Genomic DNA, 15,719 nt, shown 5'->3' with positions numbered 1-15,719 from the left:
CGACGGTGCCGGGTTTGACCGGCCTGTCCGTGCTGGCCAGGGGCGGTTACGCCACCGTGTACCGGGCGATGCAGGAGTCGGTCGGGCGGCTGGTCGCCGTCAAGGTCGAGAACGGGATCCTGGAGAACGAGCGCGACCAGCGCCGGTTCATGCGGGAGGCCCGGGCAGCAGGGCGGATGTCGAGCCACCCGCACGTGGTCGACCTGTTCGACGCCGGCGTCACGATCGACGGCCACCCCTTCCTGATCATGGAGCTGTGCCAGGGCTCGTACTCCGAGCGCATGCGGCGGATGCCGTTGCCGCCGGCCGAGGTCCGCGACGTGGGCGTCAAGATCGCCGACGCCCTCGCCGACGCGCACGAACTCGGCGTGCTGCACCGCGACGTCAAGCCGGCCAACATCCTCATGACGCACTTCGGCGAGCCCGCCCTGGCCGACTTCGGCCTGGCCGTCGTCACCGAGAACCGCGACATCTCGATCACCCTCGACGTGCTGACGCCGGCCTACGCGCCGCCGGAGATGTTCAACCACGCGCCCCCGGCACCCGCGGCCGACGTGTACTCGCTGTGCGCCACCCTGTACGCCCTGCTGGCCGGCCGGCCGCCCCGGTGGCCGAACTCCCGCGACCCGAGCCTGGCCTCGCTGGTCGACATGTTCGCCGACCCGATCCCCGACCTCCCCCACGTCCCGCGCGACCTGATGGGCCTCGTCCTGCGCGGAATGTCCAATGTGGACGCCGCCCGGCCGCGCGCGGCCGAGTTGCGGGACCTGTTGCTGGCGATGGAGCTGGGCGCCGTTTCGCCCCACGCGATCCCGACGGGCATGCTGCGGCACCAGTCGGCGCCGGGTGCCGATGACGCGGACAGCGGTGAGACGCAGGTGGTGAACCCGGGGGGACCGCTCGCCCCGGCGGCGCCACCGACGGCGCCGGTGCTGTCGGTTCCACCCGCCGCCGGTTGGCCGGGGGCGCCCGGGATGCCGGGCCAGCACGGTGTGGCCGGATCGCCGGGGATGCCCGGACCGCTCGGGCCGCCCGGTTCGCCGGGGATGCCCGGACCGATCGGCATGGCCGGTTCGCCGGGAATGCCCGGCTCGCCCGGTGTGATCGGCTCGCTGGGGATGCCCGGCTCGCCAGGTGTGATCCGATCGTCCGGCGTGGCCGGGTCGCCCGGTGACTTCGGTTCGGCCGTTTCGCCCGAGGTCGGCTCGCCCGGGTTGGGCTTCGTGCCCGGCGGCCGCGGCGGCGTGCGGTCCGCGTCCCCTCATGAGGGTGTGGCCCGGCCGACGCGGACGCCGCGCCTGCGCCGCCTCCTGATGGCCGGAATCGCCGCCGGCTATCTGCTGGCGCTGGCCGCCGTGGCCGTCGCCGGCATGCGGATGGGCTCCGCCGACCCGGCGACGACGTTCGTGGCCGCGCCGGTGAAGTCCAGCCCGACGTGCCCGCTGTCGCCGGCCGGCACCGCGCAGTGCGTGCAGCAACCGGAGTGCTTCAACGGCGTCACCGTGCAGGGCGGCGTGGCCCGCGCCGCCGCAGTGGCGTGCACCGAACCCCACGTGTGGGAGGTCTTCGCGACCGCGCCCCTGCCGGAGGGCCTCGACACCGCGTCGCACACCACGATCAAGCAGAACCAGCAGGTCCGCCAGGTGTGCAGCGCCACCAACGCACGTGCGCTGAACACCCAGCAGAACTGGCAGGTCGAGGTGCTGCCACCGTCTCGCGAGCAGGTCCGCAACGGCGACCGCACCTACCGCTGCCTGGCCGGCACCCCACCCAGCAAACTCCGCGACTCCCGCTTCGTCCGCTGACTTAGTAGCTCTTTTCCTGGCCGAGTACGTGTTGGGCGATGAAGTTCAGGATCATCTCGCGCGACACCGGGGCGATCCGGCCGGCCCGCGCGCCGCCCAGCAGGGTTGCCACGCCGTACTCGGTGGTCATGCCGTTGCCGCCGTGGACCTGGATCGCCGTGTCGACCGCCAGGACGCTGGCCTCCGACGACGCGTACTTCGCCAGGTTGGCGGCCACGCCGGCCTCCAGGTCGCGGCCGGTGTCGTAGACGGACGCGGCCTTCGCGATCGCCAACCGGGCCAGTTCGACCTGGGCCCAGGCGTTGGCCAGTTGGTGGGCGACGCCCTGGTGGGCGCCGATCGGGCGGCCCCACACGTTGCGGGTGGCGACGTACTTCGCGGCCTTCTCCAGCGCGTACCGGGCCGTGCCGGCGCCCATCGCGGCCACCGTGATCCGCTCCGGGTTCAGGCCGCTGAACAGGGCCGGCAGGCCCGCGTCGGCACTGCCGCCGACCAGGGCGGACGACGGGACCCGCACCTCGTCGAAAAATACCTGGAACTGGTTCTCCGGCGAGACGATCTCCATCTCGATCTTGCTGCGCGACAGCCCGGGGGCGTCGGTGGGCAGGAGGAACAGCGCGGGCTTCAGCTTGCCGTCGCGGGAGTCGGCGGTGCGGGCGACCACGAGCATGTGGTCGCACTCGTCGACGCCCGAAATGTAGACCTTGCGGCCGGTGATGAGGTAGTCGTCGCCGTCGCGGGTGGCGACCGTCGACAGCTTGTGGAAGTTGGAGCCGGCCTCGGGTTCGGTGATCGCGAAGCAGAACTTCACCGTGCCGTCGGCGATCCCGGAGAGGAATCGCTCCTTCTGGGCCGAGGTGCCGTGCTTGGCGACGATCGTGCCGGCGATCGCCTGCGACACCACGAGCAGGAGCAGCGGGCAGCCGGCGGCGGCCAGTTCCTCGACGACGATCGCCAGCTCGGTGATGCCGCCACCGCCGCCGCCGTACTCCTCGGGCAGGTTGACGCCGAGGTAGCCGTGCTTGCCCGTCTCCGCCCACAGTTCGTGGGTGTGCTCGCCGGCCTTCGCCTTTGCCACGTAGTACTCGTGCCCAAAGCGACGGCCGAGCGAGGCCACCGAGTCGCGCAGCAGGGTCTGTTCCGGGGTGAGGTCGAAGTCCATGAGGGGTGGACCTTTCTAGTCCGGTGCGAGCACCGCCAACAATGCACCGGCCTCCACCTGAGCGCCGGTCTTGACCTTCAGATCTGTGATCACGCCGCTGGTGGGTGCGTGCACGGCGTGTTCGAGCTTCATCGCCTCCACGGTGAGCAGCAGGTCGCCGGCCGCGACCCGTTGGCCGGGAACCACGAGCACCCGCACCACCGAACCGGGCAGCGGGGCGGTGAGCGTGCCCTCCGCCGTTTCGGTGCCGGGCGGCGGGAACCGGGGGAGTTCGGTCAACTCGACCGAGCCCTCGGCGGTGTCCACATAGGACACGTCGCCGACCCGGTCGACGTCGAACGTGTACCGCACGCCGGACACGTCGAGCACGACGCGGGCCGGTGTCGCCGAGACGATCGCGACGTTCGAACTTCCGTCGAGTTCCGGGGTGGCGCCGGGCAGGCCGACGTCGTCGCGTTCGACGCGGCGCACCGTCCAGCCGCTGAGTGCGCCCGTGCGGTCGAGCCGGTACGCGACCTCGAACGTGCCGCTCGGCGCCTCGTACGCGACGGTCTGTGGCACCGACGGGATGTTGCGCCAGCGGGCCGGCAGCGTCGCGAGCGGCGAGGCCTCCTGGCGCGCGGCCGACGCGGCCAGCGCCGCCGCGAGGCACGACAGGCGCAGACAGTCCACAGAGGACAGCAGCGGCGCGAAGACCTCGGGATGCCCGTCGAGGAAACCGGTGTCGAGGTCACCGGCCACGAAGGACGGATGCCGCAGCACCCGCACCAGCAGGTCGCGGTTGGTGCCGACGCCGTGGATGCGGGCCCGCGCCAACGCGGTGGCCAACTGGCGGGTGGCCTCGTACCGCGTCGGCGCCCACGCGACGAGTTTCGCGAGCATCGGATCGTAGTGGACGCCCACCGCAGAGCCCGCCACCACACCGGAGTCGAGCCGCAGCCCGGGTGTGACCATCGGGCCGAACTCCTGGTCGACGCCCGGAAAGTCGAACCGGTGCAACGTGCCCGTGCGGGGCAGCCACGCGCACGTCGGGTCCTCGGCGTAGATGCGCGCCTCGACGGCGTGCCCGCGCAACGGCGGCGGCCCGGAGTACGGCAGTTTCCCGCCCTCGGCGACCAGCAACTGCAACCGCACCAGGTCGATGCCGACGACCAGCTCGGTGACCGGGTGCTCGACCTGCAGCCGCGTGTTCATCTCCAGGAACCAGAACGACGAGTCCGGCTCGACCACGAACTCGACCGTTCCGGCGCCGACATAGCCCACCGCGCGAGCCGTCGCCACGGCCGCGGAACACAGCTTCTCCCGCAGGGCGGGGTCGACAAAGGGAGACGGCGTCTCCTCGATGATCTTCTGGTGCCGCCGCTGGATCGAGCATTCCCGCTCGCCGAGCGAGATCACGGAGCCGTGCGAGTCGGCGATGATCTGGACCTCGATGTGGCGGGCGCGCTCCACGTAGCGCTCGCAGAACACCGTCCCGTCGCCGAACGCCGACTCGGCCTCGTACCGCGCCGACGCGACGGCGTCCGCGAGATCCGACGCGTCGCGGACCAGGCGCATGCCGCGGCCGCCGCCCCCGGCGGACGCCTTCACCAGCACCGGATAGGACTCGACGTCGAGGGGGTCGTTCCAGGTCGGAAGCGTCGGCACGCCCGCGTCGGCGACGAGCTGCTTGGCCTCGATCTTCGAGCCCATCACGTCGATCACCTTGGGCGGCGGGCCGACCCACAGCAGGCCGGCGTCCTGCACCGCCTGTGCGAACGCGCCGTTCTCGGACAGGAACCCGTAGCCGGGGTGGACGGCGTCGGCGCCGGCCCGCCGGGCGGCGTCGACGAGCAGGTCGCCGCGCAGATAGGTCTCGGTGGGCGAGTTGCCGGGCAGGCGGACGGCGTAGTCGGCCTCGGCGACGTAGGGCGCGTCGGCATCGGCGTCGGAGTGGACCGCCACGGTCTCCACCCCGACCGCACGGCAGGTGACGATGATGCGGCGGGCGATCTCGCCACGGTTCGCCACCAGCAGTCGTCGGATCATGCTCTGCAAACCTCACATGTTTTTCTGAGCATCACATTCGGAATACGCCAAAGGGTGGCCGGCTTTCGTGCGGACTGTCCACAATGGACAGGCATAGACCGAGGATCGTGCGCGTGTCGCGCGGGTCGATCACCCCGTCGTCGTAGAGCCGGCCGGAGAGGAACAGCGCCGCCGACTCCGCCTCGATCTTCTGCTCGACCATGGCGCGCATGGCCGCGTCCTCGTCCTCGTCGTAGGTGCGGCCCTTGCCCTCGGCGGCCTGCCGCGCCACGATCGACAGCACGCCGGCGAGCTGGGTGGGACCCATCACCGCCGACTTCGCGTTCGGCCACGCGAAGAGGAACCGGGGATCGTAGGCCCGGCCGCACATGCCGTAGTTGCCGGCGCCGTACGAGGCGCCGATGTTGATGGTCAGGTGCGGCACCGTCGAGTTCGACACCGCGTTGATCATCAGGGCGCCGTGCTTGATGATGCCGTTCTGCTCGTACTCGCTGCCGACCATGTAGCCGGTGGTGTTCTGCAGGAACAGCAGCGGCGTCCGCGACGAGTTCGCGAGCTGGATGAACTGCGCCGCCTTCTGCGCCTCGGCGGAGAACAGCACGCCGCGGGCGTTCGCCAGCACGCCCACCGGGTGGCCGTGCACCGAACCCCAACCGGTGACCAGGGCCGTGCCGTACAAGGGTTTGAACTCGTCGAACTCGCTGCCGTCGAGCACCCGGGCGAGGATCTCGCGCGGGTCGAACGGCACCCGCAGGTCGGCCGACGGGATCGCGAGCAGGTCCTCCAGCGGGTACTTCGGCTCCGTGCCGCCGGGAACGGACGGCTGACGCCACCGGGTCCGCGCGACGCAGGCCCGCGCGAGGCGGATCGCGTCGCGCTCGTCCTCGGCGACGTGGTCGGCCAACCCGCTACGGCTGCCGTGCATGGCGGCGCCGCCGAGCGTCTCGTCGTCGACCTCCTCGCCGGTGGCCATCTTCACCAGCGGCGGACCGGCCAGGAACACCTTCGCCTGATCGCGGACGAAGATGGTGTAGTCGCTCATCCCCGGCACGTAGGCGCCGCCGGCCGTGGCGTTGCCGAACACCACCGCGATCGTCGGTACACCGTCGGCCGAGAGCCGGGTCAGGTCACGGAATCCGCCCCCGCCGGGAATGAAGATCTCCGCCTGGGTGGGCAGGTCGGCGCCGCCCGACTCGACCAGGTTGATCATCGGCATCCGGTTGATGCGCGCGATCGCGTGCGCCCGTTGCGTCTTCTTCAACGAGTACGGGTTGACCGAGCCGCCCCGCACGGTCGGGTCGTTGGCCACGATCACGCAGGCCACGCCCTCGACCAGCCCGATGCCGGTGACCAGGCTCGCGCCGACCGCGTAGTCGGTGCCCCAGGCCGCGTAGGGAGCCAGTTCCAGGAACGGGCTCTCCCGGTCGAGCAGGAGGTCGACGCGCTCGCGCGCGAGCAGTTTGCCCCGGGCGTGGTGCCGGGCCACGTACCGCTCACCGCCGCCCGCGCGGGCCTGGTCGGCCGCCGCGTCGAGTTCGGCCAGGCGGTCGAGCATCGCTTTTCTGTTTTCGGCGTACGCCTCGGACCTCGGGTCGAGCGAGGTCTCCAGTGCCACCATGTCTAGACCCCCAGCTGTCTAGCGATGATCTCGTTCATGATCTCCGTCGTACCGCCGCCAATGCCCATGATCCGGGCGTCCCGGTAGTGCCTCTCCACCTCGGCGTCGCGCATGTAGCCGAAACCGCCGTGCAGTTGGACCGCCGCGTCGACGACGAAGTCGCAGGCCTCGACCGCGGTGTTCTTCGCCATCGCCACCTCGCTAACGACTGGCTCACCGTTCTCGACACGCGCCGCTACGCTCTGTACGTACGTGCGAGCGACGTCGACCCGGCGGGCCATCTCCGCGAGCCGGTGCCGCACCACCTGCCGGCTCGCGAGCGGCCGGCCGAACGTCTCCCGTTGCCGGGTCCAGGTGAGGGTGAGGTCGAGGCAGCGCCGCGCGGTCGCCACCGCCTGCGTCGCCAGTGACAGCCGCTCGCTGGCGAAGTGCCGCATGATCTGCGCGAAGCCGGTTCCCTCCGCGCCGACCAGGTTCGCGAACGGCACGAGCACGTCGGTGTAGGCGAGTTCGGCGGTGTCGGAGCAGTGCCAGCCCATCTTGTCGAGCCGCCGGGTCACCCGGAAACCGGGGCTGTCGGTGTCGACCACGAGCAGCGAGACGCCCTCGTGTCCGGCGCCGCCCGTACGCACGGCGGTGACCACGAAGTCGGCGCGGGCGCCGCTGGTGATGAACGTCTTGCTGCCGGTCAGCAGATACCCGCCGTCGGTTCGCACGGCCCGCGTCCGCAGCGACGCGACGTCCGAACCACCGTCGGGCTCGGTCACCGCGAGCGAACCGATCTTCTCGCCGGCCAGTGCCGGCCGCACGTAGCGGTCGATCAGCGCCGGATCGCCCGCCGCGACGATGTGCGGCACCGCGATGCCCAACGTGAACAGCGCCGCGATCACGCCCGACGACCCACCGGCCAGGATCACCTCTTCGGCGACGGCGAGGGAGTCGAGCAGCGTCCCGCCGCCGCCACCGACCTCCGCCGGGAACGCGACGCCGAGCAGCCCGGCCTTGCCGGCGGCCAGATGCAGCGAACGCGGCACCTCGCCGGCGCGTTCCCAGTCGTTCAGAAACGGCACGATCTCGCGTTCGGTGAACCTGCGCGTGAGCTCACGGAGCTCTTTCACGACAGCACCTCGCTCCGCGAGTTGCTGTCTCGGAGCCGATCCGCTCGCGTCGCGAGCGCATCGGCTCCGCTGAGCCGGATGGTGACCTCGCACAAGTGCTCGGTCACAGCAACCTCACCGGGATCTCGACCAGCCTGGCCCGCAACAGTTCGCCGAGCGCCTTCGCCTGCGGGTCGAACCGGGTCGACGCGGCGACGCCGCCGGCACCGAGCAGCCCGCTCAGCACGAAGTTCACCGCGCGCAGGTTCGGCAGGTCGTACCGCTCCACCGGGATCGTCGCGGCCTCCGGCAGCAACGCCTTCACCCGGTCGACGGTGAGAAAACCGCGCAGCCACTCGTATCCGGCGTCGTTGCGCGCCCACACACCGAGGTTCGCGTCGGCACCCTTGTCACCCGAGCGGGCCCCCGCGACCGTCCCCAGTGGACGCAACGCCGTGGGTTCCCACGGCGCGGTCGTCGGTTGCGGTCCGCCGTAAGGCTTGCGCGCAGTCGTGGTTTTTGAAGGCGGGGTGACGGTGACGCGCGTGCCGTCGGCCAGTACCGCGGTGTGCGGGACGTCCTGCTGCGGCACGGCGACCGCCTCGAACACGCCGTACGGCGCGGCGTCGCCGGGCGGCCCGAGCATCGTGCAACCCGGGTAGCTCGCCAGTGCCAGTTCCACGGCGGCCGCCGAGAACGCGCGTCCGGCCCGCTTCGGGTCGGCGTCCTTCAGGTGGACGTGGAGCAGCGCGCTGCCCGACTCCGTGTCGGTCGGGTCGGCGTGGTCGGTGCGGGCGAGCCGGAACTCCAACCCGTCCTTGCCCACCGCACCCGTGAGCTGTTCCCGGATCAGGTCGGCCTTGTCCTCGATGGACAGTCCACAGAGGACGAACGTGACGCTGTTACGGAACCCGCCGAGCGTGGTGACGCCCACCTTCACCGTCGGCGGCGGCGGGCTGCCCCTGACGCCGCTGACCTTCACCCGATCGGGGCCCACATCGTCGAGCCTGACCGAGTCGAGGTGGGCCACCACGTCGGGACCGAGGTAGGCGGGACTGTCCACTTCGTACAGCAGTTGCGCGGTGACCGTCTCGACCGTCACCGCACCACCGGTGCCCGGGTGCTTGGTGATGACGCTCGACCCGTCCGCCTCGATCTCGGCGATCGGGAAGCCGGGTCGCCGGGCCCGGTCGGGGAGTTCGGTGAAGAACGGGAAGTTGCCGCCGGTCGCCTGGGCGCCGCACTCGACGATGTGGCCGGCGACGGTGGCACCGGCCAGCGCGTCGAGGTCGTCGCGGGTCCAGCCGAAGCGGGCGATGGCCGGGCCGATCACCAGTGAGGCGTCGGTGACCCGGCCGGTCACCACCACGTCGGCACCCGCCCTGATGCACTCGGCGATGCCGAACGCGCCCAGGTAGGCGTTGGCCGTCAACGCGTTCCGCGGCACGGCGGCGTGCGTGCGCACGTCGTCACCGTCGACGAAGGCGACGCGGACCTCGCGGCCGAGCCGTCCGGCCAGTTCGCGCACGGCGGACGCCAGCCCGGCCGGGTTGACGCCGCCCGCGTTCGTGACCAGCGTGACGCCGCGGTCGAGCGCGGTGGCGAGGCAGCCGTCGAGCTGGCGCAGGAACGTCTTCGCGTACCCGAGGGCGGGGTCCTTGCCGCGGTCGCGGCCGAGAATGAGCATCGTGAGTTCGGCGAGGTAGTCGCCGGTGAGGACGTCGAGGTCGCCGCCCTCGAGCATCTCGCGCCAGGCGCTGAACCGGTCGCCGTAGAAGCCGGACGCGTTGCCGATCCTCATCTTTTCGCTCCGGGTGGGCCGGCGAACGCCTGTGCCACCTCGAGCCACTCGGTGGCGACCGGCCCGGTCGTCTTGATGGCCAGCTCGTCGGGGTGCCGTCGCTGCGTGACCAGCAGACAGAAGTCCAGCGCGGGCCCGGAGATCTGCTCGGGCGCGTCGTCGGGGCCGAACGTCCACAGTGAACCGTCCGGTGTGGACAGTTCGACGCGGAACTCCGCCGCCGGCCGGGGCCGGCCGTGCGCCATGAACCCGTGCCCGATCGTGCGGTAACCGAGGTGGGCGACGTGTCGCAGCCGCGGCGTGAACCCGCGCTCGATGCCCAGCGTGTCGGCGACGTCGAGGCCGTGCGCCCAGGTCTCCATCAGCCGCGCGGTGACCATCGACGTCGGCGACATCGAGGTGCCGAACCAGAGCACCTTCGACGCCGTGGTCGCGGTGAGCGCGGTCGCGAGGTCGGCGCGGCCCTTCCGCCACCGGTACAGCACTTCCTGCGGCGGGCCGAGGAACGTCTCGGTGGCGCGGTCGACGAAGCCCGGGTCGGTCGCGCCGGGCGCGGACAGTTGGGCGAGGAACGCGTCGGGATCGGTGACGGCGGTCAGCGCGATCCAGTCGGTCCAGGCCAGGTGGGCGATCTGGTGGGCGATCGTCCAGCCGGGGGCGGGGGTGGGCCGGCTGAAGTCGTCGGCGGGCAGGGCCGCGACGATCCGGTCCAGGTCGGCGGACTCGGCGGCGAGGTCGGCGAGCACCCGGGCGAGGGTGGGGTCGGGCACGGCGGCTCCTAGCTGGCGTTCAGAACGGTGGCGAGCTGGTCCTTCCAGACGGCGAGCAGCGCCGCGCGGCGGGCGGAGTCGTCGGTGAGCAGGTTCGCGACGCCGAGACCGCGCATCAGGTCGAGCGTCGCCTGCACGGCTTCGCGGGCGCCGGGTGCCGACTCGTCGGCACCGAGCAGGTCGACGGCCAGCCGGTGCATCTCCCGCCCGACCTTGGCCTCCAGCGGGATGAGGGCCCGGCGCAGGTCCGGATCGGTGCGGGCGGCCACCCAGACCTCCAGCGCGGCGACGAACAGCGGACCGGTGAAGCTCGCGGCCAGCATGTCGAGCACCCGGTCGTGCCGGTCGTGCTTGGTCAGGTCACCGAGCGCGGCCGCCTCCGCCCGGAGTTCGGCCGCCCGGAGCTCGGCGAGATGCTCGACCGCGGCGAGGACGAGCGCGGCGCGGGTGGGGTAGTGGTGCAACTGGGCACCCCGGGAGACCCCGGCCCGCTCGGCGATGACCGTGGTGGTCGCCCCGGACCAGCCGTGCTCGACCAGGCAGTCGACGGTGGCGGCGAGCAGGCGCTGCTGGGTGAGCCGGCTCCGTTCCTGCTGCGGCGCCCGGCTGGTGGCGGTCACCCGCTAAGCCTGGCGGCGAACAAACAATCAGTCAAGCCTGACTGTTTTAGATCCGTTCCAGGAATCGGGCCGCGCGAGCCGTCAGGATCAGGCGCACTCGCCGGTGCTGGTGGCGTTCGTCGCCCCGCGGCCGGCGTCGGCGACCTTGGTGGCGGCACCCGCGGTGACCGCGAAGCCCGTCTCCTGATCGTCGGCGGCGGCGGCGAAGATGATCCCCAGCACCGCGCCCTCGGAGCTCATCAGCGGTCCGCCGGAGTTGCCGCTGCGGACCAGGGCCTTGATCGTGTAGACCTCGCGGGTCACCTGGCCGTTGTCGTAGATGTCGGGGCCGGTGATGTTGCGGACCTCGCGGACCCGCGCCTCCTGGGCGTCGTACGGGCCGTCGAGGGGGTAGCCGAGCACCACCGCGTCGGCGCCGGTGGACGCCTGCTTGGGGGCGAAGTTCAGCGGCGTGGCCTTCAGCTTCGGCACGTAGATGACGGCGAGGTCGCGCTCGGGGTCGTAGACGACCACCTTGCCGTTGAGGCTGCCGCTCTCGGTCTCGACCTTCACCGTCTTCGTACCGGCGACCACGTGGGCGTTGGTCATCACCCGTTCCGGCGCGTACACGAACCCGGTGCCCTCGATGCGACGGGAACAGCTCTGCGCGTTGCCGAGCACCTTCAGCACCGACGGCTGCGAGTTCCTCACCACCGGTGAGTTGGCCAGCGCCGGGTTGGGGGCGGGCACCTCGCGTTCCCGGGTGGGGCCGAACCCGTCGAACACCCGCGGGAATCCGCGCGTGTTCACGGTCTCCTGCAGCGCCTCCGACAGCGCGCGCGCCTTGTTCGGCATCGCCTTGTCGACGACACCGAGGATGATCGAGTTGTTGACCGCCCGGGCCAGCCACGGCAGCGACGACTGGCTCAGCGGCGTCGCGACCAGCCAGATGACCAGCAGCACGGCGACCACCGACACCACCGCGCCGCCGGCGTCGTCGACCCGTTGCGCGCCGCGGTGCCGGATCGCCCCGCGCAGGCGGGAACCCAGAAAACCAGCGACGGCCTGGCCGAACACGGCCAGGCCGAAGATCACGATGATCGAGACGAGCACACGTTTGGCGTCGGTGTCGAAGCGGTCGGCGAGCAGCGGACCCAGTTGCAGACCGACCAGCGCACCGCTGAAGAACCCGGCGAACGAGAGCAGGCCGACGACGAACCCCTGCCGATAGCCGTTGAAGGCAAAGATCAGCAGGAGTCCGATGAGGACGAGATCGACCACGCTTCCGTTCACCTTGTCAGCGTAGAGGGACGGCGCTCGTGTCCGGCAGGTCCTCGATCCGGTCTGTCGGCCAGGGCCGCGCCCACCCGCCGAGTTCGAGCAACGTCGACAGGACGCCGGCCGTGAACCCCCACACGAGCATCGGCCCGGCCTTGAACGCGGGCCCGACGAACCCGCTCGGATGCCGGATCCGCAAGCGGTTGTCGGGGTTCACCAACTCGGCCACCGGCACCCGCCGCACCGCCTCGACCTCGGCCAACGCCACCGGCCGCACCGGATGCGGCGCGCGCCACCAGGCCAGCACCGGTGTCACCAGGAAGTTGCTGACCGGGATCCACAGCGTGGGCAACTCCGTGACCACCTCGACGGTGTCGGCATTCAGACCGACCTCCTCCTCGGCTTCGCGGAGCGCCGTCGCGGCCGGGCCGTCGTCGTCGGGATCGGATGCCCCACCGGGGAACGCGGGTTGGCCCGCATGGCTGCGCATCGTGGCCGCGCGCTGGAGGATCAGCACGTCGGGGCCGTCACGCTCGGTCTCGCCGAGGAGGACGAGGACGGCGCTGGCCCGGCCGTCGGCGGGCGTCGGCAGACGGGTCCAGGTGGACGCGTCGGACCCGCGGGCATTGGTGAGCAGCGGCTCGAACCAGTCGGGAAGCTCCGTCACGACCGGACCTCGCGGAGCGAGGTCCGGTCTCGGAGTGGATTCGCTCGCTCCGCGATCGGATCCACTCCGCTGAGCCTGATGGTTCCCTCGCACAAGTGCTCGGTCACGGTGCCCCCAGGTACTCGCGGGCGATCCGCTCGAACCCGGCCGTGTCGAGCGCGCCGGCGCGGTGGGTGTAGACCACGGTGCCGTCGGCCGTGAGGAACAGCGTGACGGGCATCGGCAGGCTCCCCAACGCCTTGTGAAGTTTGCCCTCGCGGTCGTAGAGGTTGGGGAATCCCAGCTTGAGGTCGTCGACGATCGAGCCGGCGCCGGTGCGGGAGTCTTCGGTGTTGACGCCGAGCACGAGCACTGTTCCCCGCTGGGCGTAGGTGTTCAGCGCGGGAAGCTCGGTGCGGCACGGCGCACACCACGACGCCCACAGGTTGACGATCGCGGGCCGGTGCAGCTCGCCGATCTCGACCTTGTCGCCGCCGGCGAAGCAGGCCAGGGCGACGTCGGGAACCTTCTGGTTGCTGGCGGTTTCGACGTTGACGCCCGGCGAAGCCGAGGCGGCGGATGTCGCCGCCGGCACGCACGGGGCCCCGGTGCCCGAATCCGAGGTCACGGGCGGGGCGGACCCATCCCGTCCCCTTGAACAGCCGGAAGTGACGACGAGGGTGAGCAGCGCGACGACCGCAACCACCCTCACAGCGCCGGCTCCTCTGATGCGCCCTCCTCCGAGGTGGCGCCCTCGGGCACGGGCGCGCCGGCGGCCCGGGCGAGCTCGGCGACGCGCGGGCCCTTGAGCAGTTTCGCGGCGACGGCCGGGTCCTTGGGCCCGAGGCCGTAGGACGGGCAACTGCGCGTGATCGTGCAGGCACCGCACGCCGGCTTCCGGGCGTGGCAGACCCGGCGGCCGTGGAAGATGACGCGGTGGCTGAACATGGTCCAGTCGCGCTTCTCGATGAGGCCGGCCACGGCGACCTCGATCTTGACCGGGTCGGTCTCGGTGGTCCAGCCGAAGCGGGTGACCAGCCGCTGGAAGTGCGTGTCGACGGTGAGCCCGGGTACGTCGAACGCGTTGCCGAGGATGACGTTCGCCGTCTTGCGGCCGATGCCGGGGAGCGCGACCAGCGCCTCCATGGTGTTCGGCACGACGCCGGCGTGCAGGTCGACCAGCGCCTGGCCGAGCTTCATGAGCGCGTCGGACTTCGCCCGGAAAAAGCCGAGCGGCTTGAGCAGGCCCTCCAGTTCGGCCCGGTCGGCGGCGGCGTAGTCGGCGGCGGTCGGGTACCGCGCGAACAACTTGGGCGTGGTCTCGTTGACGCGGACGTCGGTGGTCTGCGCGGACAGCAGCGTGGCCACCGCGAGCTCGAGCGGACTCGAATGGTCGAGCTCGCAGTGAGCGTCGGGATGGGTAGCCGCGAGTTCCCGCGCCATGCGGCGGGCACGCCGCTTCAAGCCCAGCAGCGTCTCGGTCACGCAAGCCAGGGTACTTCGGCGGTACGACGTTATTTCGGCGCGGTGATGGTGCCGTCGGCGGCGATGGCCGGACCCGTGGTCGGGAAGTCCTTCTTGGTGAGGTCGCTGATCGTGGTGATCGCGCGCTTGTTCGGGTCGGCCTTCGGCACGCCCGGCGACACGATGTTGGTGGGGATCAGCGTGCCGCCCGCCCAGGTGCCGTCGGGGTTCAGGCTGACCTTGATCACCGCGGTGACGCCGAGGATGCCCGAGTAGTTGAGCGTTCCGCCGTAGCCGACGAAGTTGCCCAGGCTGTAGGCGATCAGCCGGCCCTGGTAGAACTCCATGCCGCGCACCACGTGCGGGCCGTGCCCGACCACCAGGTCGGCGCCGGCGTCGATCACGGCGTGCGAGAACTTGATCGGGTCGCACCGGTTCTCGCCGACGTAGTTCTCGGTGCCGGGCTTGACGCGGGTCTTGTCCGACCCCTCGGCGCCCATGTGCACCTGCACCACCACGATGTCGGCCTGGCTGGTCGCCTTCTTGATCAGCGCCGCCGCCGTGTCGGTGTTCGTGCAGACGTTCGACCAGCGCTCGTACGGCGAGAACCCGACGACCGCCACCTTGACGCCCTTGACCTCCTGCACCGTGATCTGGTCGGTCCAGCCGGTGTACTTGATCCCGACGCCGTCGAGCGCCTGCTGGGTGTTCTTGTAACCCTTGTCGCCGTAGTCGTAGGCGTGGTTGTTGGCCAGGTTGACCAGGTGGGTGCCGGCGTCCTTCAGGTTCTGCACCGTGGCGGGCGGGGTCCGGAACGCGATGCACGACGTGCTGTTGGCGCCGCACTTCGTCACGCCGGTGTCGTCGGTGATCGTCTGTTCCAGGTTCATCATCTGGAAGTCGGCCTTGAGCAGCGGCGCGACACCGTCGAACATGCCCTTGCCGTTGTTCGGCGCGAACCGGCCCGGCATGCCCATCACCACGTCGCCGGTGGCCGACATCGAGATCGGCTCCTTCGCCGGCGCGGACGAGGCGGGCGCGTTCGGCGTCTTGCCGTCGCCGGTGTTCGTGCCCGTTTCGCCGGCTTCGTTGCCCTTGTCGTCGCCCGACAGCAGGGTGGCCGCGGCGGCGGTGCCGGCGCCGACGAGCAGCACCGCGAGGATGGTGAGGATGATCGCGGTCCGGTTGATCCCGGAGCGTCGCCTGCGCTGGGCCGGCGGCGGTGGTGCGGCTGGCGGAGGCTGATTTCCGTACATACCGGACGTGGGGTCGGATGGCGGACCGTACGTCGGGCCCTGATACGGTCCCGGCGTGTCGTACCGCTCGGCCGGATAACTTCCGCTAGATTCGGGCGAACGGTACACACCGGGCGATTGTTCGCCCCAACCCGGCTCGTCGTCGCCTCGGCGGCTTCCGTACACACCCATCGCGCGGACACTAGCGCAACCGCG

Annotated in this window: 13 protein-coding genes; 1 reads left to right on the top strand and 12 read right to left on the bottom strand. The window is 71.2% G+C overall.

Translation table 11 applies throughout. The features are described 5' to 3' along the window. The first annotated feature begins 5 nt into the window (after positions 1-5). Complete coding sequence (locus tag Vau01_RS07000) at positions 6-1,805, top strand: serine/threonine-protein kinase (protein WP_203988660.1); 1,800 nt, start codon at positions 6-8, stop codon at positions 1,803-1,805. A 1-nt stretch (position 1,806) separates the two neighbouring features. Here Vau01_RS07000 and Vau01_RS06995 read toward each other — a convergent pair whose 3' ends face one another. The 12 genes from Vau01_RS06995 to Vau01_RS06940 form a co-directional block, all read right to left on the bottom strand. Next, the gene (locus Vau01_RS06995) at positions 1,807-2,967 is read right to left on the bottom strand and encodes an acyl-CoA dehydrogenase family protein (RefSeq protein WP_203988396.1); all 1,161 of its coding nucleotides are present in this window, start codon (positions 2,965-2,967) and stop codon (positions 1,807-1,809) included. A gap of 15 nt (positions 2,968-2,982) precedes the next feature. Further along, positions 2,983-4,995 (bottom strand): ATP-binding protein, encoded by a 2,013-nt coding sequence (locus tag Vau01_RS06990; RefSeq protein ID WP_203988395.1) that lies wholly within the window; start codon positions 4,993-4,995, stop codon positions 2,983-2,985. A 31-nt stretch (positions 4,996-5,026) separates the two neighbouring features. Beyond that, entirely contained in the window at positions 5,027-6,613 is a 1,587-nt protein-coding gene (locus Vau01_RS06985) for an acyl-CoA carboxylase subunit beta (RefSeq protein ID WP_203988394.1), read from the bottom strand. A gap of 2 nt (positions 6,614-6,615) precedes the next feature. Next, a complete protein-coding gene (locus Vau01_RS06980) occupies positions 6,616-7,731 on the bottom strand; it encodes an acyl-CoA dehydrogenase family protein (RefSeq protein ID WP_203988393.1) in 1,116 nt (371 codons plus the stop codon). A gap of 103 nt (positions 7,732-7,834) precedes the next feature. Next, on the bottom strand, positions 7,835-9,511 hold the full coding sequence (locus Vau01_RS06975; RefSeq protein WP_203988392.1) for an acyclic terpene utilization AtuA family protein: 1,677 nt from the start codon (positions 9,509-9,511) through the stop codon (positions 7,835-7,837). Continuing rightward, positions 9,508-10,281 carry a TIGR03084 family metal-binding protein gene (locus tag Vau01_RS06970; protein WP_239151370.1) on the bottom strand — a complete coding sequence of 258 codons (774 nt, stop codon included), beginning with the start codon at positions 10,279-10,281 and terminating at the stop codon, positions 9,508-9,510. Before Vau01_RS06970 ends, Vau01_RS06975 begins: the two co-directional genes overlap by 4 nt. 8 nt (positions 10,282-10,289) lie before the next feature. Then, a complete protein-coding gene (locus tag Vau01_RS06965) occupies positions 10,290-10,901 on the bottom strand; it encodes a TetR/AcrR family transcriptional regulator (protein WP_203988390.1) in 612 nt (203 codons plus the stop codon). Positions 10,902-10,988: 87 nt separating this feature from the next. Next, on the bottom strand, positions 10,989-12,173 hold the full coding sequence (locus Vau01_RS06960; RefSeq protein WP_239151369.1) for a MarP family serine protease: 1,185 nt from the start codon (positions 12,171-12,173) through the stop codon (positions 10,989-10,991). A gap of 4 nt (positions 12,174-12,177) precedes the next feature. After that, on the bottom strand, positions 12,178-12,825 hold the full coding sequence (locus Vau01_RS06955) for an NUDIX hydrolase (RefSeq protein ID WP_203988388.1): 648 nt from the start codon (positions 12,823-12,825) through the stop codon (positions 12,178-12,180). A 103-nt stretch (positions 12,826-12,928) separates the two neighbouring features. Then, positions 12,929-13,432, bottom strand: coding sequence for a TlpA family protein disulfide reductase (locus tag Vau01_RS06950; protein WP_203988386.1), 504 nt, complete (start codon positions 13,430-13,432; stop codon positions 12,929-12,931). An 80-nt stretch (positions 13,433-13,512) separates the two neighbouring features. Further along, positions 13,513-14,322 carry an endonuclease III gene (nth, locus tag Vau01_RS06945; protein ID WP_373320198.1) on the bottom strand — a complete coding sequence of 270 codons (810 nt, stop codon included), beginning with the start codon at positions 14,320-14,322 and terminating at the stop codon, positions 13,513-13,515. Further along, the gene (locus tag Vau01_RS06940) at positions 14,319-15,524 is read right to left on the bottom strand and encodes a CapA family protein (RefSeq protein WP_203988652.1); all 1,206 of its coding nucleotides are present in this window, start codon (positions 15,522-15,524) and stop codon (positions 14,319-14,321) included. The genes nth and Vau01_RS06940 overlap by 4 nt, the downstream gene beginning before the upstream one ends. Between the last annotated feature and the right edge of the window lie 195 nt (positions 15,525-15,719).

The organism is Virgisporangium aurantiacum (assembly GCF_016863635.1).
Classification (GTDB): Bacteria; Actinomycetota; Actinomycetes; order Mycobacteriales; family Micromonosporaceae; genus Virgisporangium; species Virgisporangium aurantiacum.
This window is presented reverse-complemented; position numbering and strand designations above follow the sequence as displayed.